At 62.9% G+C, this 19,024-nt stretch carries 15 protein-coding genes; 8 read left to right on the forward strand and 7 right to left on the reverse strand.

Annotated elements, in window-relative coordinates; translation table 11 throughout:
- The first annotated feature begins 1 nt into the window (after position 1).
- A complete protein-coding gene (locus tag AC1DOG_RS18800; RefSeq protein ID WP_113008367.1) occupies positions 2 to 1,009 on the forward strand; it encodes an acyltransferase family protein in 1,008 nt (335 codons plus the stop codon).
- On the opposite strand, the gene AC1DOG_RS18805 is transcribed toward AC1DOG_RS18800, so the two are convergent.
- Together AC1DOG_RS18805 and AC1DOG_RS18810 are read right to left on the reverse strand one after the other, a co-directional pair.
- Positions 1,004 to 4,195, reverse strand: coding sequence for an efflux RND transporter permease subunit (locus AC1DOG_RS18805; protein WP_477930165.1), 3,192 nt, complete (start codon positions 4,193 to 4,195; stop codon positions 1,004 to 1,006). The two genes, AC1DOG_RS18800 and AC1DOG_RS18805, sit on opposite strands and share 6 nt — an antisense overlap.
- Positions 4,192 to 5,370 carry an efflux RND transporter periplasmic adaptor subunit gene (locus tag AC1DOG_RS18810; RefSeq protein ID WP_477930167.1) on the reverse strand — a complete coding sequence of 393 codons (1,179 nt, stop codon included), beginning with the start codon at positions 5,368 to 5,370 and terminating at the stop codon, positions 4,192 to 4,194. Before AC1DOG_RS18810 ends, AC1DOG_RS18805 begins: the two co-directional genes overlap by 4 nt.
- A 447-nt stretch (positions 5,371 to 5,817) precedes the next feature.
- Here AC1DOG_RS18810 and AC1DOG_RS18815 point away from each other — a divergent pair, with 447 nt between their 5' ends.
- Genes AC1DOG_RS18815 through AC1DOG_RS18825 form a run of 3 tightly spaced genes read left to right on the forward strand, consistent with a single transcriptional unit; the run spans position 5,818 to position 9,038 of the window.
- A complete protein-coding gene (locus AC1DOG_RS18815; RefSeq protein WP_113008363.1) occupies positions 5,818 to 6,288 on the forward strand; it encodes a MarR family winged helix-turn-helix transcriptional regulator in 471 nt (156 codons plus the stop codon).
- On the forward strand, positions 6,281 to 7,504 hold the full coding sequence (locus AC1DOG_RS18820) for an HlyD family secretion protein (protein ID WP_477930170.1): 1,224 nt from the start codon (positions 6,281 to 6,283) through the stop codon (positions 7,502 to 7,504). Before AC1DOG_RS18815 ends, AC1DOG_RS18820 begins: the two co-directional genes overlap by 8 nt.
- On the forward strand, positions 7,497 to 9,038 hold the full coding sequence (locus tag AC1DOG_RS18825; RefSeq protein WP_112945322.1) for a DHA2 family efflux MFS transporter permease subunit: 1,542 nt from the start codon (positions 7,497 to 7,499) through the stop codon (positions 9,036 to 9,038). The genes AC1DOG_RS18820 and AC1DOG_RS18825 overlap by 8 nt, the downstream gene beginning before the upstream one ends.
- On the opposite strand, the gene AC1DOG_RS18830 is transcribed toward AC1DOG_RS18825, so the two are convergent.
- The 3 genes from AC1DOG_RS18830 to AC1DOG_RS18840 are packed head-to-tail and all read right to left on the reverse strand — an operon-like array spanning position 9,039 to position 10,891.
- The gene (locus AC1DOG_RS18830; protein ID WP_477930172.1) at positions 9,039 to 9,629 is read right to left on the reverse strand and encodes a DNA-3-methyladenine glycosylase; all 591 of its coding nucleotides are present in this window, start codon (positions 9,627 to 9,629) and stop codon (positions 9,039 to 9,041) included. It lies immediately after the preceding gene.
- A gap of 5 nt (positions 9,630 to 9,634) precedes the next feature.
- Positions 9,635 to 9,955, reverse strand: coding sequence for a hypothetical protein (locus AC1DOG_RS18835; RefSeq protein WP_477930174.1), 321 nt, complete (start codon positions 9,953 to 9,955; stop codon positions 9,635 to 9,637).
- A gap of 45 nt (positions 9,956 to 10,000) precedes the next feature.
- The gene (locus AC1DOG_RS18840) at positions 10,001 to 10,891 is read right to left on the reverse strand and encodes a LysR family transcriptional regulator (RefSeq protein WP_113008358.1); all 891 of its coding nucleotides are present in this window, start codon (positions 10,889 to 10,891) and stop codon (positions 10,001 to 10,003) included.
- Positions 10,892 to 11,009: 118 nt separating this feature from the next.
- On the opposite strand from AC1DOG_RS18840, the gene AC1DOG_RS18845 reads away from it, so the two are divergent.
- Positions 11,010 to 11,750, forward strand: coding sequence for an SDR family oxidoreductase (locus AC1DOG_RS18845; protein ID WP_477930176.1), 741 nt, complete (start codon positions 11,010 to 11,012; stop codon positions 11,748 to 11,750).
- Positions 11,751 to 12,081: 331 nt separating this feature from the next.
- Here AC1DOG_RS18845 and AC1DOG_RS18850 read toward each other — a convergent pair whose 3' ends face one another.
- Positions 12,082 to 12,993 (reverse strand): LysR family transcriptional regulator, encoded by a 912-nt coding sequence (locus AC1DOG_RS18850; protein ID WP_018897043.1) that lies wholly within the window; start codon positions 12,991 to 12,993, stop codon positions 12,082 to 12,084.
- A 181-nt stretch (positions 12,994 to 13,174) separates the two neighbouring features.
- Between AC1DOG_RS18850 and AC1DOG_RS18855 the strand changes: the two genes are divergently transcribed.
- The 3 genes from AC1DOG_RS18855 to AC1DOG_RS18865 all read left to right on the forward strand — a co-directional run bounded on the left by AC1DOG_RS18855 (position 13,175) and on the right by AC1DOG_RS18865 (position 18,591).
- Entirely contained in the window at positions 13,175 to 13,993 is an 819-nt protein-coding gene (locus AC1DOG_RS18855; RefSeq protein WP_477930328.1) for an alpha/beta hydrolase fold domain-containing protein, read from the forward strand.
- A 37-nt stretch (positions 13,994 to 14,030) separates the two neighbouring features.
- Positions 14,031 to 15,224, forward strand: coding sequence for an efflux RND transporter periplasmic adaptor subunit (locus AC1DOG_RS18860; RefSeq protein WP_477930178.1), 1,194 nt, complete (start codon positions 14,031 to 14,033; stop codon positions 15,222 to 15,224).
- 163 nt (positions 15,225 to 15,387) lie between these two features.
- Positions 15,388 to 18,591 (forward strand): efflux RND transporter permease subunit, encoded by a 3,204-nt coding sequence (locus AC1DOG_RS18865; RefSeq protein WP_289729228.1) that lies wholly within the window; start codon positions 15,388 to 15,390, stop codon positions 18,589 to 18,591.
- A gap of 69 nt (positions 18,592 to 18,660) precedes the next feature.
- Here the strand turns inward: AC1DOG_RS18865 and AC1DOG_RS18870 are convergent, their stop codons facing one another.
- Positions 18,661 to 18,993, reverse strand: coding sequence for a DHCW motif cupin fold protein (locus tag AC1DOG_RS18870; protein ID WP_047513919.1), 333 nt, complete (start codon positions 18,991 to 18,993; stop codon positions 18,661 to 18,663).
- Positions 18,994 to 19,024 lie beyond the last annotated feature (31 nt).

A 19,024-nucleotide genomic window follows, 5' to 3' on the forward strand; every position in this document is an offset into this window, starting at 1 on the left:
GATGAAGACCCTTTACGGCATCCAATATCTGCGCGCCTTCGCGGCGCTTGCTGTCGTCGTTTTTCACGCGGCCGAGAAGTCCGGCGAGCACTTCGCCATCGGGGCTGCCGGTGTCGATGTGTTCTTCGTCATCAGCGGCTTCATCATGTGGGTGATCAGCGAGCGCCGGCCGATGACGCCGCAGGGCTTTCTCCTGGACCGCCTGCGCCGGATCGCGCCATCCTACTGGCTGGTGACAGCAATCATGATCGCCGGCGCCGTGGCCGGGCTGTTTCCGAACCTGCAATTGACGACATCGCATATCCTTGCGTCGCTGTTCTTCATTCCCGCGCATTCGCCGAGCACCGGCGACATCTGGCCGGTGCTGGTGCAGGGGTGGACGCTGAATTTCGAGATCTTCTTCTATGTCCTCTTCGCCGGCGCGCTTTTCCTGCCGCGCAAATGGCGTCTCGCCTTTCTGCTCGCGCTGTTCGGCGGCTTCTTCCTGGCCGGGCAGATCCTGCAGCCGACGACGCCGGCGCTCTACACCTACACGCGGCCGATCATTCTCGAGTTTGTCGGCGGCGTATTGATTGCCGAGCTGTGGCTGCGCTGGTGGATCGCCGGCACCAGCCTGGGGCTTGCCTGCGTGGGCGCCGCTCTTTCCGGTTTCGCCGCCATCCATCTGATGGGCGCCGAGTTCAATGCGGGGATCTGCGGTCCGCTGGCGATGGTGCTGGTCTACGGGATGGTGTCGCTGGAGGCGGCCGGAAGTCTCGGCCGCATGCCGCTGCTCACCTATCTCGGCGACGCTTCCTATTCGATCTATCTCTGGCACACGCTGGCGATCTCGGTGGTCGCCAAGGCGGGGCAGGTGATCGGCCTTTCGGCTACCGTCATGGCTCCGGTGTGTGTTCTCGCCGGCGTGGTTCTCGGAACCGCGGCCTACGAGCTCATCGAAAAGCCGCTGAGGAAGCTGCTTTCCAGCTCGCGCTCGAAACAGGCCACACTCGCCCGCCGAGCCTCATGACGAGGCGGCAGGCGGTGCTTGCGTATCCGGTTCCATTGTCTCCGCCGGCCGGGCCTTTCTCCTGAACGAGCGCAGCGCGACATAGAAGACGGGTGTCAGGAACAGACCGAAGATCGTGACGCCGAGCATGCCCGAGAAGACGGCCGTGCCGAGCGACTGGCGCATTTCCGCGCCGGGGCCGGTGGCGATCGCGAGCGGCAGTACGCCGAAGATGAAGGCGAACGCCGTCATCAGGATCGGGCGCAGGCGCAGATGGCTCGCCTCGACGGCTGCCTCCACCGGCGACTTGCCTTCGTCTTCCGCCTGGCGGGCGAACTCGACGATCAGGATCGCGTTCTTGGCCGCAAGGCCGATCAAGACGATCAGGCCGATCTGCGTCAGCACGTTGTTGTCCATGCCTCGGAACCAGACGCCGATGAGGGCGGCGAGCACTGCCAGCGGAACGATCAGGATGATCGCCAGCGGCAGCACCCAGCTTTCATACTGTGCCGCGAGCGCCAGGAAGACGAAGATGACTGACAGGGCGAAGATATAGACCGCCGTATTGCCGGTATGGGTTTCCTGGTAGGCGAGTTCGGTCCATTCGAAGGTCGTGCCGGGCGGCAGAATCTTGGCCGCCAGCGCCTCCATCTTCCTCAGCGCGTCGCCCGTCGACGTGCCGGGTGTCGGATTGCCCTGCAGCGGGACGGACACATACATGTTGTAGCGCTGGACGAGGGCAGGGCCGCTGGAATCCTGAATATCCATCAGCGTGCCGAGCGGCACCAGCGCGCCGGTCGCCGAGCGTACCTTGAGGCCGAGAATATCCTCGCGGTCCATGCGGTATTGCCGGTCGGCCTGGGCGCGGACCTGGTAGACACGGCCGAAGGCGTTGAAGTCGTTGACATAAGCGACGCCGAGATTGATCGACAGCGCGTTGAAGATGTTGGGGATCGGCACGTTCAGGAAACGGGCCTTGTCGCGATCAATCGCCAGATAATATTGCGGGCTGGCGTCCGAGAAGGTCGTGAAGACGCCGGTCAGGCCTTCGGTCGTCGCGGCCGCGCCCATCATCTGCCGGGCAAGGCCGAGAACGCGGGTCATGTCGGCGTTTTCAAGATCGAGGATCTGCATCTTGAAGCCGCCGGAATTGCCGACGCCGCGCACCGAAGGCGGCGGCACGGCGATGATGAAGGCCTCCTGGATGCTCTGCAGCTTGCCGAAGAGCTGGCCGATGATCTTGTTGGCGGTCTCGCCGCCTTCCTCGCGCTCGGCGAACGACTTGAACGGCACGAAGACGACGCCGGAATTGGAGGCGTTGGTGAAGGTCGCGCCGCTGAAGCCGGCGAATTGCACGGCATTGCCGACGCCGGGCACTGTGCGGGCGATATCACCCACCTGCTTGACCACCGCATCGGTACGCGCCAGCGACGCGCCATCAGGAAGCTGCACGACGACGATGGCGTAGCCCTGGTCCATGGTCGGGATGAAGCCCGACGGGACCTTGGTGATCATGAAGTAGGTGGCGCCGAGCAAGCCTGCGAAGACGAGCAGAGAGCAGGTGATGCCGATCCAGCTTCTGACGAGGTGCCTGACGATCCACGAATAACCGTGGCTCAGGCGATCGAAGCCGTTGTTGAAGCCATTGGCGAGACCGCGTCCGAAACGCAGGGCGATGTTATTGCGCGTGTGCTGGTGATCGTGGCTTCTGAGCAGAATACCGGCGAGCGCCGGCGAGAGCGTCAGCGAGTTCAGCGCGGAGATGGCGGTGGTGACCGAGATGGTCACGGCGAACTGCTTGTAGAACTGGCCGGAGATCCCTGGAATGAAGGCGGTCGGCACGAAGACGGCGATCAGCACCAGCGAGATGGCGATAACCGCGGTGCCGACTTCGTCCATCGTCACATGCGCGGCTTCCTTCGGCGTCATGCCCTTGGCCAGATTGCGCTCGACATTCTCGACCACCACGATGGCGTCGTCGACGACGATGCCGATCGCGAGCACGAGGCCGAACAGCGTCAGCATGTTCAGCGAGAAGCCGAAGGCGAGCAGCACGGCGAAGGTGCCGATCAGCGAGACCGGGATGGCGATGATCGGAATGATCGCGGTGCGCCAGGATTGCAGGAAGACGAGGACGACGATCGCGACCAGGATCGCAGCTTCGGCGATGGTTCGATAGACCTCGGTGATCGATTCCGAGATGAACTCGGTGGTGTCGTAGACGATGCGGTATTCCAGACCCTGCGGGAAGGTCTGGGAGATGTCCTTCATCAGCGACTGGATCTGGTGCGCGGTGTCGAGCGCGTTGGTTCCGGGGCGGGCGAAGATGCCGAGCGCCACAGCGGGGTCGTTGTTGAGATAGCTGTTCGTCACATAGTCCTGCGCACCGAGTTCGATACGGGCGACGTCCTGCAGCTGCACAAGCCGGCCGGCGCCCGTCGACTTGACGATGACGTAGCGGAATTCGCGCACGTCGGAGAAGCGGCCGTCGGTTCTGACCGTATATTCGAATGCGTTCTTGCCTGTTACAGGCGGCGCGCCGATCTTGCCGCCGGAGACCTGGACGTTCTGGTCGCGAAGGGCCGAGACCACGTCATCCGATGTCATGCCGTAGGCCGAGAGCTTTTGCGGATCCAGCCAGATGCGCATCGAATACTGGCGCTCGCCGAACACCTGCACGTCGCCAACGCCATCGAGGCGCACCAGCGTGTCTCGGATGCGGTTGCGGGCATAGTTGGAGACGTAGAGCTGGTCGTAGCGGTGCGAGGGCGAGAGCAGGTGCACGACCATCATCAGGTCGGGCGAGCTCTTGTCGGTGGTGACGCCGAGGCGCTGCACTTCCTCGGGAAGGCGGGGCAGGGCGATCGAGACGCGGTTCTGGACGAGCACCTGCACCTTGTCGAGATCGGTGCCGAGCTTGAAGGTGATGGTCAGCGACATGGCGCCGTCGGCGCTGGAATAGGAGGACATGTAGAGCATGTCCTCGACGCCGTTGATCTGCTGCTCCAGCGGGGTGGAGACCGTGTCGGCGATGGTCTGCGGGTCGGCGCCCGGATAGGAGGTGCGCACCACGATGGTCGGCGGCGCGATCTCGGGATATTGCGACACCGGCAGCTGCGTATAGGCGATGCTGCCGACGACGAGGAGCACGATCGAGATGACCGCCGCGAAAATCGGACGGTCGACGAAGAAATGAGCGAACCTCATTGTGGCGTCTCCGTCGCGGCGTTCTCCGGCGGCGTATCGCGCCGTTCCTGCGGCAGTTCGGTCATCTGCGGCGTGATGGTGGCGCCGGGGCGGGCGCGCATCAGGCCGTTGACGATGATCGTCTCTGTGCCATCGAGGCCCTCGCGGATGACGCGGTAGCCGTAGAGACGCGGGCCGGGGCGCACGGGCTTGGTCGATACCTTGCCGTCGGTGCCGACGACGAAGACGACGCGTTCGTTCTGGTCGGAGCCGATCGCCTCGTCTGGCACGAGGATCGCCTTGTACTTGTTGGAGGCCTCCACCTGCACACGGCCGAAGAGGCCGGGCTGCAGGATCAGGTCGGGATTGGCGAGGCGAGCGCGGATGCGGATGGTGCCGCTCTCATTGTCGATGCGGTTTTCGGCGAAGTCGAGCTTGCCGGTGAAGGGCTTGGCGGTCGGGTCGGAGATCGTCACCGTCACAGGCACGCCGCCGCCGCCCAGTTGCAGATCCTTGCCGAGCTTGCGCGCCGTGTCGGCGAAGTTCAGCAGGCGGCGTTCATCGACGTCGAAGTAGAAATCGATCGGGTCCAGCGACACGATGGTCGTCAAGATCGTCTGGTCCGCCTGCACCAGATTGCCGGTGGAGATCAGGCGGCGGTCGATGCGGCCGCTCAAGGGTGCTGATATCGTGGTGTATTCCATGTCGAGGGCCGCGCGGTCGGCGGTTGCCTGGGCGCCGCGAACGTTGGCCTGCGCGGAGAGCCACTCGCGGCGGCGGTCATCGAGCGTCGAGACCGACTGGCTGCCGCTGGTGGCGAGGCTCTGCGCGCGGTTGAACTGCGCTTCGGCGTAGGTCTGTGTGGATTTGGCGACTTCGAGCGCGGCGTTGGCCTCGTTGAGCGCGGTGACGAAGGGGCGCTGGTCGATGACGAAGAGCTTGTCGCCCTTCTTCACCAGCGCGCCGTCGGTGAAATCGACCTCGTTCAGATAGCCGCCGACGCGTGCGCGCACCGAGACTTCGTCTACCGCCTGGAAGCGGCCGATGAACTCGTCGTTGTCGACGACCTCACGCACCACGGGCTTGGCCACCGTGACGGGCGGCGGGGGAGGGGCGGCGGCCTGCTGGGCTGATGAGGCGAGGGGTAAGAACGCGACGCTGCTGAAGGCCAAGACGTATCGAAGCGAGAAAGGCATGGCGGCTCCCCATTCGGGCGGCCAAACACGCCGCCATGACTATGCTGAAAGAATGCGTTTCATGTCAGGCGGTACTCGAGCGACTGTGTGTCGCTCGCCTATTTTCTATGCTGTCTTACGTTCGTGGCGCTGATAGCGCTCACGACTTGCATGCTGTTGCGATCGATTGGCCGGGAAGGTCCCCACCCGGTAAGCCTCTGGATTTCCATATAAACGGGTGTCTTGACGAAAAGCAAATCCCGGTGGGTTGAAATTTTCACGGCCGTTGAAATCAGGGAGAGTATCGGCGGGCCGCCAACGCTTGCCGGTTTCGGCAGCATGTTCCTTAGCCGGGTGCGACAATTTGGCCGCACATTAGCAATAATCAACCGAAGGTGACTTGTATGTTGCATCTGCTCAATATATCTAGACACATTATAAGTGTGCTTACTATTCGCGCAGTCTTCAATGAACAGCAATCCGCCTCTCGGCTTCCTCCTCCATGACGTCGCACGTCTGCTTCGAAAGCGTTTCGAGCAGCGGGCGAAGGGTCTTGGGCTGACGTCGTCGCAGTGGCAGGCGCTGGCGTATCTCTCCAACAATGAGGGGATACACCAGGGCGGGCTGGCGGAGATGCTGGAGATCGAGCCGATCACACTTGTACGCATTCTCGACAAGCTCGCCGAGCGCGGGCTGATCGAGCGCCGCCAGCACCCGACGGATCGCCGGATCTGGCTGCTTTACATGCGCGAAGAGGCACATCCGCTCTTGGCGGAAATGCGCGGACTTGGCGATGTGACGCGAGGCGAAGCCCTGGAGGATGTTTCCGCCGAAGAACGGGAGCAGCTTTTCCAAATCCTGTCGCAGATGAAGACCAACCTAGTGCAGGCCTGCCGGACCCCCCTGGCATTGGCCGAAAACGAGACCAACCATGGCTGATAAAACTCCCCTGCGCGTCGTTTCCGACGCCGATGCCAATACTGCTGCCGAAACGAACGAGGTTTCTCCTCGCGAGGAAACCGTCGCCGAGGCGCCATCGTCCACTCCGGCGCCTGTCACCACTTTGGCGCCACCCGTGACCGCGCCCCCGCGCCGCAAGCGCAGCATGACCCGGCCGGTGCTGTTTGCGCTGCTGCCGGTCGCGCTCGTGGTCGGCGGTTATTACTACGTCAATGGCGGACAGGTGATGTCGACCGACAACGCCTATATCAAGTCCGACATGGTTGGCCTGACCACCGACGTTTCCGGTATCGTCGATACGATCAACGTGCATGAAAACGAAGCGGTGAAGCAGGGGCAGGTGCTGTTCAGCCTTCGCCAGGACGTGTTCAAGATCGCGCTCGACGGCGCCAAGGCGCAGCTTGGCGCGGTGCGCAACCAGATCCTCAACCTGGAAGCAAGCTACCAGCAGTCGCTGGCCGAGATCACCCAGGCCGAGGCCGACATTCCCTATTTCCAGACCGAATTCGACCGCCAGCAGAACCTGCTGAACAGCTCCGCGGCCACCCGCACGGCGTTCGACCAGGCCAAGCACAATCTGCAGGCCGGCCAGCAGAAGGTCGCTGTCGCCAAGGCGCAGGCGGCTGCCACGCTCGCCCAGCTCGGCGGCAATGCCGACCAGCCGGCCGAGCAGAACCCGCTCTATCTCGAAGCCCAGGCAAAGGTCGACGACGCGCAGCGCCAGCTTGATCACAGCGTTGTCCGGGCGCCGTTCGACGGCATCGCCACCAACGTCAATTCGCTGCAGCCGGGCTCTTATCTCGAGGCATCGACGCAGGCCTTCTCGCTGGTTGCGACCAACAATCTGTGGATCGACGCCAGCCCGAAGGAAACCGAGCTCACCTATGTTAAGCCCGGCCAGACGGCTACCATCTATGTCGACACCTATCCGGGTGTCACCTTCAAGGGCAAGGTCGAAAGCATCAGCCCGGCTTCCGGCTCCAGCTTTTCGCTGCTGCCGGCGCAGAACACCACCGGCAACTGGGTCAAGGTCGTGCAGCGTATCCCGATGCGTGTCAGCATCGAGGATGCAGCCGGCAAGCCGCCGCTTCGCGTCGGCATGAGCACGGTCGTCGATGTCGATACCGGCCACGCGCGCGGCCTGCCGGATTTCGTGTCCAAGCTTCTGGGCCGCTCGGGCGGAGATCATGAGTAACGCTGCCTCCGCGCCCTTCGTCCCGGTCGCCAACCGCGGCATGATCACGGCCTGTGTCATTCTGGCCGTCATCATGCAGGCGCTGGATACGACGATCGCCAACGTTGCACTGCCCTATATTCAGGGCAGCGTTTCGGCGAGCGCCGACCAGATCAACTGGGTTCTGACCTCCTACATCGTCGCGGCCGCCATCATGACGCCGCCGTCGGGCTTTCTTGCCGCCAAGTTCGGCCGCAAGAAGGTACTGCTGACGGCGATCACCGGCTTTGTCGTGGCATCCGTGCTCTGCGGTCTGGCGCAATCGCTGAACCAGATCGTCGGCTTTCGCCTTCTGCAGGGCCTGTTCGGCGCATCGCTGGTGCCGCTGTCGCAGGGCATTCTGCTCGATATCTACACGCCGGAAGAACGCGGGTCCGCCATGGCGCTGTTCGGCGTGTCGGTCATGGTCGGGCCGGTGCTCGGCCCCGTCATCGGCGGCTGGCTGACCGACAACATCAGCTGGCGCTGGGTGTTCTACATCAACGTGCCGATCGGGGCGCTCGCCTTTGCCGGCATCATGATCTACGTGACCGAGACGAAGCTGGACGCGCTTGCCAAGCTCGACTGGTTCGGTTTCGGGATGATGAGCCTCGGCATCGCATCGCTGCAGCTCTTCCTCGATCGCGGCGAACAGCTCAACTGGTTCGCCTCGGGCGAGATCATGATCGAGGCGATCATCTGTGCCGCGGCTTTCTATCTGCTTGTCGTGCACACGCTGACGGCGGAGAAATCCTTCGTCAATCCGAAGCTGTTTCTCGACCGGAACTTCTCCGTCAGTATGATCTTCATCTTCGTGATCGGCATCACCTATCTCGCATCGCTGGCGTTGATGACGCCCTACCTGCAGACTCTGATGGGCTATCCCGTCATCACCGCGGGTATCGTCATGGGGCCGCGCGGCATGGGGACGATGCTGTGCATGTTCATTGTCGGGCGGTTGATCGGCAAGGTGGACACGCGCCTGCTGCTGGTGCTCGGCCTCGGGCTGACGGCATGGGCGATGTACGACATGACCGGCTGGACGCCCGATGTGTCGCAGTGGACGATCGTCTCTGTCGGCTTCATCCAGGGCGCCGGGCTCGGCTTCCTGTTCGTGCCTTTGACGACGATTGCGTTTTCGACGCTGCCGGCGGAGATGCGCGGCGACGGCACCGGTCTCTATAACCTGTCGCGAAACATCGGCTCGAGCGTGGGGATCTCCATCGTCTCGGCGCTTTTGGTCGAAAACGCGCAGGTGAACCACGAGAATATCGCCGCCTATGTCACGCCGTTCAACCACGCCTTCGATGCGGCGGCCGCGCAAGGGATGAGCCCGCTCACCGCTGCCGGTCGCGCGGCGCTGAACGAACTGATCACGCTGCAATCGACGATCATCGCCTATATCGATGACTTCAAGCTGCTGATGATCATGTCGCTGGCTGTCATTCCGCTGGTGCTGTTGCTGCGCAAGCCCAAGGTGGCGCCTGTCATGGACCACAGCGCCGTGATGGAATGATCAGCGAAACGGTTTGCTGAGATAGCGAGACCCTGAGATGCCGAAGCGCCATGGTGCTTCGGCATTTTTCGTTATGCCGATGCGTTTTCCGCTGACGATCTGCGCCGGTGCTGTCGGCGTGAGCGAATAGGGGTCGTGGTCGAGCAGGCGATCGTTGAGGGCGATGGTGACGTCGAGGGCCTGGCAGAGCTTGCCGGGGCCGCTGCAAAGCTGAGTAAGCGCATCGGTGCCACGGCGTTCGATCATCGTGGCGATGCCGATCTCGGGCTCGATGGCGCGGATGAGCACGGCGGAGCCGGGGGTGCAGACGAAGTTAAGGCACCAGTGCATGCCGTAGATGCGGTAGATATAGACATTGCCCGGTCTGCCGAACATGGCGCCGTTGCGCTGTGTCGGGCCGCGAAAGCTGTGGGAGGCTTCGTCATCGGGGAAGTAGGCCTCGGTCTCGACGATGCGTCCGCCGATGCCGTCGATCGTGATGCGGCAGGCAAGCAAGTCGCGGGCGACCGAGATCGCATCGCGCTCGAAGAAGCGGGTGAGTGCTTCGCCCGCAATCGGTGCCGCGCCGAGCGCGCCTGTCCTGTCGTCCATATGATCTATCGACCGGGCTTCGGGTCGTGCAGCGGGATCGACGAGCCGGTGACGGAGACCGGGTCGCTTGCGGGGAATGTGTCTTCGAGGCCCTCGTCCAGTTCCTCTTCCAGCGTCGCCGCATCCTTGCTGCGGGCGCCGTCGCCGGCCGAGCTGTCATGCGCGGCGAGAAGCAGGTGGCGGGCGTGGGAGACGGCATTGTCGCGGGTCAGGCCCGGTGTCGCCGCATTATAGAGCGTCACGGAAATGCTGTTGCCGGTCTTGTCGCCGAACATGACGACGAAGCCGCCCTCGCGTGAATTCACTGTTATGTCTGTGATGGTCATGGTTTTGCTCCCGATGATGGGTTTGCCGAGGTCTTGATCGTATGACTATGTTTGCCTCGCGAACACCTTCGTCAACCACTCGATGAAGACGCGGACGCGGGGCGAGAGCTGGCGGTTTCGTGGATAGAGCAGCGAGACCGGCGTTTTCGTCAGCGGATAGTCTTGCAGGATGGGCTGGAGCTCGCCGCTGTCGATGTAGCGCTGGGCGTGGTAGCGCGGCACCTGGATGATGCCGAGGCCGAGGCGCGCGGCCGCGTGAAAGCTTTCGGCGGCGTTGACTGATAGCGTCGCGGGCAAGGTGACGTTGCGGATCTGGCCGCCGACGAGGAATTCGAGCGGCGCCAGCGCGCCGGTTGCGCTGGAGTGGAAGCCGACCATGCGGTGGCCGTCGAGCCGGTCGGGATGCTCCGGCGTTCCATAGCGCGCGAGGTAGGAAGGCGAGGCGAGCGTGACTTCCTCCAGCATCGCCACGCGGCGCGCGACCATGTCGCTATCTGCGGGGATGCCGACCCTCAGCACGCAGTCGATACCCTCGCGCACGAGATCGACGAGACGATCGCCCTCGCTCATATAGAGTTCGATGTCGGGATAGGCTTCGAGGAAGGATGGCAGGTTGGGCAGCACGAAGTGGCGCGCCAGCGTGCCGTGCACGTCGACACGCAGCATGCCTTTCGGCTTGGCGCCGGCGAATGCGCCCTCGGCGTCCTCGATATCCGAGAGGATGGAGAGGCAGCGGCGGTAATAGGCCTCGCCGTCGAGCGTCGGGCTGACGTGCCGCGTCGTTCGCTGCAGCAGGCGAACGCCGAGGCGGGCCTCAAGCTGCTTGACCGCGTCGGTCACCGTCGAGCGCGGCAGGCCGGTATCTTCGGCGGCGGCCGTGAAGCTGCGGCGCTCGACGATCCGGCAAAAGACGCGCATGGCATCGAATCTGTCCATCTATCTGTTCGCTATTTCCGGATAGTGATGGCGAATAATGGATGATTATCCGCCACGAGAAAAGCGGCATCTTCTCTCCAACGGCGCGATATCGCGCTTCCAAGCAAGGAGAATGACAATGACGGTTTCGGAAAACAGGGTTGCGATCGTGACCGGCGCGTCCAGAGGCATCGGTGCGGCGATTGCCGATCGGCTTGCGCGCGACGGGTTTACCGTGGTGATCAACTATTCCGGCAACGCCGCGCCGGCCGAGGAGCTGGCTGTAGCCATCGAAAAGCGCGGCGGCAAGGCGCTGACGGCCAAGGCCGATGTCAGCGATGCGGAGGCCGTGCGGCGGATGTTTGACGCGGCCGAGGCGGCATTCGGTGGCGTCGACGTGCTTGTCAATAATGCCGGGATCATGGCGCTTTCTTCGATCGCTGATGCCGATGACGCGCACTTCCAGCGCATCATGGACGTCAACCTCAAGGGCACGTTCAACACGTTGCGCGAGGCAGGAAAGCGGCTGCGCGACGGCGGCCGGATCGTCAATTTCTCGACGTCGGTGGTCGGGCTGAAGCTCGAGACCTATGGTGTCTATGCCGCGACCAAGGCCGCTGTCGAGACGATGACGGGAATCATGGCCAAGGAAATGCGCGGCCGTGATATCACCATCAACGCGATTGCGCCGGGGCCGACGGCCACCGATCTGTTCCTCAACGGCAAGTCGGACGAACTGGTGGCGCGGATGGCGAAGATGAACCCGCTGGAGCGGTTGGGTACGCCCGAAGATATCGCCGCGGCCGTATCGTTTCTTGCTGGTCCCGATGGGTCCTGGATCAACGGGCAGGTGCTTCGCGCCAATGGCGGCATGATCTGATTTGTGTCTTGGGGAGGGCGGCCTTCGGGCCGCTCGCCTTCCGGCGGTGCCCTGTTGTGGATATCAGGCGTTGAAAAATGCCAGCATCTTTAAGGGGATAGGGTTGTGCTCCGCCTTGGAACGGCGAGCCTGCAATATCCTCTTACATTTGCATCACGATTGTCTATATTAGCAATGTAGGGATGCGCGGGACTCCTCCAATCCTACGCATCAGACCTCAATAACTGCCGAGCCATTGTTCCCTGGTGACCCGGCAGAGAGTGAAAGAAGAAATGGCAAAACATATGGTTGCGGCCCGTTGAAGGTAAACGCCTCGCGGGCCGCAGTTCTATCAGCGGGCATCCAGCTTGGCGTCGGTCAGAAGCTTGACCATCCAGTCGACGAAGACGCGGACCTTGTTGCTGAGGTGGCGGTTCGGGGGATAGACGATGTAGAGCCCGAGCGGCTCGCGGTTCCACTCCGGCAGCACCTGAACCAGCGCGCCACTTTCCAACTCATTGCGGATCATGAAGTGCGGTAACTGCGCGATGCCGAGCCCCGAGGTGGCTGCCGTCACGAAGGTCCTGCTGTCGTTGACCGAGACGAGATAGCGCGGATTGATCTCCAACTCTTCGTTGTCCTTGCGGAACTCGAACGGAAGCGTCCGGTTGGTCTGCGCGCGAAAATAGTTGACCGAATAGTGATCGTTTTCAAGCTCTTCTGGTCGTGCCGGTGCTCCGTACTTTTCAAGGTAGAGCGGCGAGGCGCAGGTGATGAGTTCCACCTCGGATACGCGGCGTGCAATCAAGGATTGGTCGGCCGGGGTGCCGGCGCGCAGCGCGCAGTCGACGTTCTCGGCGAGGTAGTCCACCGTGCGGTCGCCGACGCCGAGGTCGATGCGGATATCGGGATATTTCTGATAGAAATCGCAAAGCGCCGGCACGACGATCCAGTCGGCGAAGGCGCCGGCCATCTCGACGCGCAGGCGCCCGTTCGGAAGTCCTTGCGAGTTGGTGAGGCTGCCATCGAGCTCGGCGATCTCGGAGACGATCTGGGCCGCGCGTTCGTAATAGAGCGCGCCGTCGGTCGTCACCATGACACGGCGGGTGGTGCGGTTGAGGAGCTTGGTGTGCAGATGCGCTTCAAGCCCTTGAATGAGGTTGGTCACCGTCGCCTTGGGCATCGAGAGCGTGTCGGCGGCCCGTGTGAAATTGCCTGTCTCCACGACGCGAATGAAAGCGCGCATTGCCGAGAGCTGGTCCATCGGAATTCACCTGAGTAGGTTGCAGTGCGGTATTGTTCGAAATCCGGAACAGTGTAATCGTATTGAGGCTTCTTATTCCGTGAGTGGAATAACAATATCTTTTTTTCAGAAATTGCAAGCCGTCGCCTTGGGCAATATGTTGCAACGGCAACATTACACCCGCGACGCAAGGATCGATACGATGACGGTGCAAGTGAAAGACATGGTGTTTGACAAGGTGGCCATTGGCCCCGTGTCGACGCGTATCTATCAGGGCGCCGAATACGGTAAGGGTTCGCCGATCGTCTTGTACTTCCACGGCGGTGCTTTCCAGTCCTCGGGACTGCAGGACAATGCCGTTGCGGAAGCAATCGCGAGTGCCGGCGCCATCGTGGTCGTCGCGGATTACAACGCTCCGATGGGCGGGGTTTTCCCGAAGCCTCTCGAAGTCGGCTACTCGCTGTTTTCCTACATGGCAAACAAGCGCGCCTCGGGTCTTGGTGACCGCAACTCTGCGCTGCTGGTTGCCGGCGAGGAAGCGGGTGGCAACATCGCCGCCAGCGTGGCCTTCAAGGCTCGCGATCACTACGCCGACGCCCTCGATGGCCAGGTGCTAATCTCTCCGCTGGTCGATCCGTTCATGGGATCGTCCTCGATGCGCGAAGCCGACAGCATCGGCATGCGCGAGCGTTGGGCCGCGGGGTGGAGCCATTATCTCAGCGGCGGCGGCTGCCATCCTTATGCGGCGCCGTGCCTGTGTTCACGCATCTCGGGCGTTGCGCCCGCACTGATTTTCACCGCGAAGGACGATCCCCTTCGTGATGAGACGCTTGGGTTCGCCGATCGCCTGAAACAGGCCGGTGTACCAGTTCGTCAGCATGTCTCTCCCGCCGGGGCAGGCTGGCCTTCGATTTACGGCGGGACGTCCGACAAGCCTCCGGGTTGGCGCGAAAGCATCACCCAAGAATTCGGAAGCTTCGTTCGCGACATGCGCAGGCAACCCGTACCTTTGAAGACCTGATCAATACACGGCCGTGGGGGCCGTAAGGAGAATACCAATGACGTCCAGTAAGAAGCGCTGGGCCCTTGTGGGCGCCGGTCTGAGCCTTGTTGCGTCCGTTTCAGCCGCAGCAATCTTTTTCGAACTGCCGATGAGCGGCACCGCCACGGCAGCAACCGCCGAAGCACAGGCGGCTCCTCCCGCGGTGCCCGTCACCGTTGCCGTCGTCGGCAGCCGCGAGGTGACCGCGTGGGAACAGTTCTCGGGCCGCCTCGAGGCGGTCGATCGCGTCCAGATCCGCTCGCGGGTCGCCGGCGCCGTGCAGTCGGTTCATTTCCGCGAAGGTGCGCTGGTGAAGGCCGGCGATCTGCTCTTCACCATCGATCCGGCACCCTATGAGGCAGCCGTATCGCAGGCCGAGGGCCAGGTTGCGTCGGCGGAAGCCAAGGTCAATCTTGCGCAGATCGAGCTTGATCGCGGCCGCAGGCTTTCCGACAACCGGACGATTTCGCAGAGCGATCTCGACCAACGTCAGAACGCGTTCACCGAAGCGCAGGCCGGTCTTCGCACCGCGCAGGCCGCTCTTCGCTCGGCGCAGCTCGAGCTCGGTTATACCGAGGTCAAGGCGCCGGTCGCAGGCCGCGTCGGCAAGCTCGAAGTGACGGTCGGCAACCTGGTCGCGGCCGGATCGACCTCGTCGGAGCTGGCCTCGCTCGTCTCCGTCGATCCGATCTACGCCAGCTTCAGCGCCAGCGAAGGCATGGTCGCCAAGGCGCTTGCCCAGCTTCCCGCCGCCGATGGCGCGGTTCCGGCACTTGAACAGATCCCCGTCGAAGTCGGCACGCTTGCCGATGAGGGCACGCCGATCAAGGGCAAGCTGCAGCTGATCGACAACCAGGTGGATGCTTCCAGCGGCACGATCGGCGTTCGCGCCGTGTTCGACAATCCCGGTGGCAAGCTGATCCCGGGCCAGTTCGTGCGGGTTCGCATGGGCCAGCCGAAGGCCGAGAACAAGATCCTCGTCAGCGAACGGGCGATCGGCACTGACCAGGACAAGAAGTTCGTCTTCGTGGTCGATGGCGAGAACAAGGTGAGCTACCGGCCGGTCCAGCTCGGCATCGCCGAGGGTGGCGACCGCGTGATCGAAAACGGCCTTGCCGTCGGCGACAAGATCGTCGTCAACGGTCTGCAGCGCATTCGTCCGGGCGCGGTGGTGGCACCGCAGATGGAAGAAAAGGTCGCGGCCAAGTAAGACGCAGACCCCTCCTCAACCCCTCCCCACAAGGGGGAGGGGCTAGGTGGCCGCCCCGGCCACGGAGGGCCTTTCAAGCATCCAGTTCTACCCCTACCGGCGGTACCCCAACCGCCGGAGAGGGTCGTTGCATCCCAAATTTCATCCCGGAGAGGGCTTTGAAATGAATATCTCCAGATTCTTTGTCGACCGCCCGGTGTTTGCCGGGGTTCTATCGGTCCTCATCGTGGTCGCCGGCCTGATCGGCATGCGATCGCTGCCGATTTCCGAATACCCGGAAGTCGTTCCGCCATCGATCGTCGTGCGCGCCACCTATCCCGGCGCCAACCCGAAGGTCATCGCCGAAACCGTCGCCACGCCGCTGGAAGAGCAGATCAACGGCGTCGAGGGCATGCTCTACATGTCCAGCCAGGCGACATCCGACGGCGTGATGACGCTGACGGTGACCTTCAAGCTCGGCACCAATCCCGACCAGGCACAGCAGCTGGTGCAGAACCGCGTCAGCCAGGCAGAACCCCGCCTGCCGACGGAAGTGCGCGCGCTCGGCATCACGACGGTCAAGAGTTCGCCCGACCTGATGATGGTGGTGAACCTGACATCGCCGGACAATCGCTACGACATCACCTATCTGCGCAACTATGGCGTCCTGAACGTCAAGGACCGCCTTGCCCGCATCGAGGGCGTCGGCCAGGTGCAGATCTTCGGGTCGGGCGACTATTCGATGCGCGTCTGGATCGATCCGCAGAAGGCGGCCGAGCATAATCTGGCGGCGAGCGATATCACCAATGCCATCCGCGCCCAGAACGTGCAGGCCGCTGCCGGCACGATCGGTGCGTCGCCGAGCCTTACCGGTGTCGATATCCAGCTGAACGTCAACGCGCAGGGTCGTCTGCAGACGCCCGAGGAGTTCGGCAACATCATCGTCAAGAGCGGCGCCAACGGCGAGATCACGCGTCTGCGCGATGTCGCGCGCGTCGAACTCGGCGCCTCGGATTACTCGCTGCGCTCGCTGCTCGACAGCAAGTCGGCCGTCGCTATCCCCGTCTTCCAGGCGCCCGGCTCCAACGCCATCACCATCTCGGACCAGGTCATCAAGACCATGGACGAGCTGCAGCTGGCGATGCCTGAAGGCGTGAAATACGAGATCGTCTACGATACCACGCAGTTCGTCCGTGCTTCGATTGAGAAGGTCGTCGACACGCTGCTCGAAGCCATCGCGCTCGTCGTCATCGTGGTCATCCTGTTCCTGCAGACATGGCGCGCCTCGATCATTCCGCTGATCGCGGTTCCGGTCTCCATCATCGGTACCTTCGCGGTCATGTATGTCTTCGGCTTCTCGATCAACGCGCTCAGCCTGTTCGGGTTGGTGCTAGCGATCGGTATCGTCGTGGACGACGCGATCGTCGTCGTCGAAAACGTCGAACGCAATATCGAGAACGGCCTGTCGCCGCGTGATGCGACCTACAAGGCGATGAAGGAAGTGTCCGGCCCGATCATCGCGATCGCGCTGGTGCTGGTGGCGGTGTTCGTGCCGCTGGCCTTCATCACCGGCCTGTCGGGCCAGTTCTATCGCCAGTTCGCGCTGACGATCGCCATCTCGACCGTGATTTCCGCCATCAACTCGCTGACGCTTTCGCCGGCACTGGCGGCACTTCTTCTGAAGGGTCACCATGCGCCGAAGGATTGGCTGACGCGCGGAATGGACTTCGTGTTCGGCTGGTTCTTCCGCGGCTTCAACCGCGCCTTCAGCGCCAGCTCCAATGCCTATGGTAAGGGCGTCGGCGGTCTGGTGTCGCGCAAGAGCATCGTCATGGTGATCTATCTGGCGCTTGCCGGTGCGACCTACGGCCTGTTCAACGCGGTTCCCGGCGGCTTCGTGCCGGCGCAGGACAAGCAGTACCTGATCGGCTTCGCGCAGCTGCCCGACGCCGCCAGCCTCGACCGCACCGAAGACGTGATCAAGCGGATGAGCGATATCGCCCTTGCAACGCCCGGCGTCGAACACGCCATCGCGTTCCCCGGCCTGTCGATCAACGGCTTCACCAACGGCTCGAATGCCGGTGTCGTCTTCGTAAAGCTGAAGTCCTTCGAGGAACGCAAGACGCCCGATCTCTCAGGCGGAGCGATCGCCATGACGCTCAACCAGAAATTCGGCGCGATCCAGGATGCGTTCATCGCGATGTTCCCGCCGCCGCCGGTCCAGGGTCTGGGCACGACGGGTGGTTTCAAGCTGCAGCTCGAAGACCGGGCGGGCCTGGGCTACAACGCGCTGGATGAAGCGACCAAGGCCTTCCTCGCCAAGGCGTATCAGACGCCTGAGCTGGCCGGCCTGTTCTCGAGCTACCAGATCAACGTCCCGCAGCTCTACGCGGACCTCGATCGCGCCAAGGCCGAACAGCTCGGCGTGTCGGTGACCGATGTCTTCGAAACGCTGCAGATCTATCTGGGCTCGCTCTACGTCAACGACTTCAACGCCTTCGGCCGCACCTATAGCGTCCGCGTGCAGGCAGACGCGCAGTTCCGCGCCCATGCCGACGATATCGGCCAGCTGAAGGTGCGCTCGGCTTCGGGGCAGATGATCCCGCTGTCGGCACTGCTGAAGGTCGATGCCACGACGGGACCGGAACGCACGACCCGCTACAACGGCTTCCTTGCCGCCGATATCAACGGCGGTCCGGCACCGGGCTTCTCGTCCGGGCAGGCACAGGCAGCCATCGAGCGGATCGCCGACGAAACGCTGCCGAAGGGCATCGGCTTCGAGTGGACGGATCTGACCTACCAGCAGATCCTGGCCGGTAGCTCGGGCGTGCTCGTCTTCCCGCTGGCGCTGCTGCTCGTCTATCTCGTGCTGGCTGCCCAGTATGAGAGCCTGACACTGCCGCTCGCGATCATCATGATCGTGCCGATGGGCGTGCTGGCCGCCTTGACCGGCGTCTGGCTCACCGGTGGAGACAACAACATCTTCACCCAGATCGGCCTGATCGTCCTTGTCGGTCTCTCGGCGAAGAACGCGATCCTGATCGTGGAATTCGCCCGCGAGCTGGAATTCGAAGGTCGTACGCCTGTTCAGGCGGCGGTCGAGGCCAGCCGCTTGCGTCTGCGCCCGATCCTGATGACGTCGATGGCGTTCATCATGGGTGTCGTGCCGCTCGTCGTGTCGACTGGTGCTGGTGCGGAGATGCGTGCCGCCATGGGTGTGGCGGTGTTCTCCGGCATGATCGGCGTCACCTTCTTCGGCATCTTCATGACGCCGGTGTTCTACGTGCTGATCCGCAAGCTGGCAGGCAACCGTCCGCTGGTGCAGCACAAGGACGACGACCACAACGGCCATGGTGGGGCCGAGGTCATCCGGATGGCGGCCGAATAGGCTACTGACGCAAATGGATAGAGCAAAGGGCGGGACGCGAGTTCCGCCCTTTGTGTTTTGAAGGAACGGTCAGTCGATGATGAACATCTTGGCGCCCGATGTCGTCCTGGACCGGTGGGCGGCGTCTCCGTGGTCGGAGACCGTGTATCCCATGCCCGGCTTCATCACGAAGCTCCGGCCGTCCTTCAGCTCGCTCGTCACCTCTCCCTCCAGCACGTAGACGATGTGGCCGCGATCGCACCAGTGGTCGGCCAGATAGCCCGGCGAGAGCTCGACGATGCGCATGCGGACATCGCCATTGTTCAGCGTTCTCCATATCGCCGTTCCGGTTTCGCCCTTGTGTTCGGTGGCCGGCAGCGCATGCCAGTCGAGCGAGGTGTAGGGAAGCGGGGGAAGTTTCATCGTGAAGAGCCTTACGCATTTCGTCGGCTCG

It is taken from the genome of Rhizobium sp. 01N48 (genome assembly GCF_056399145.1).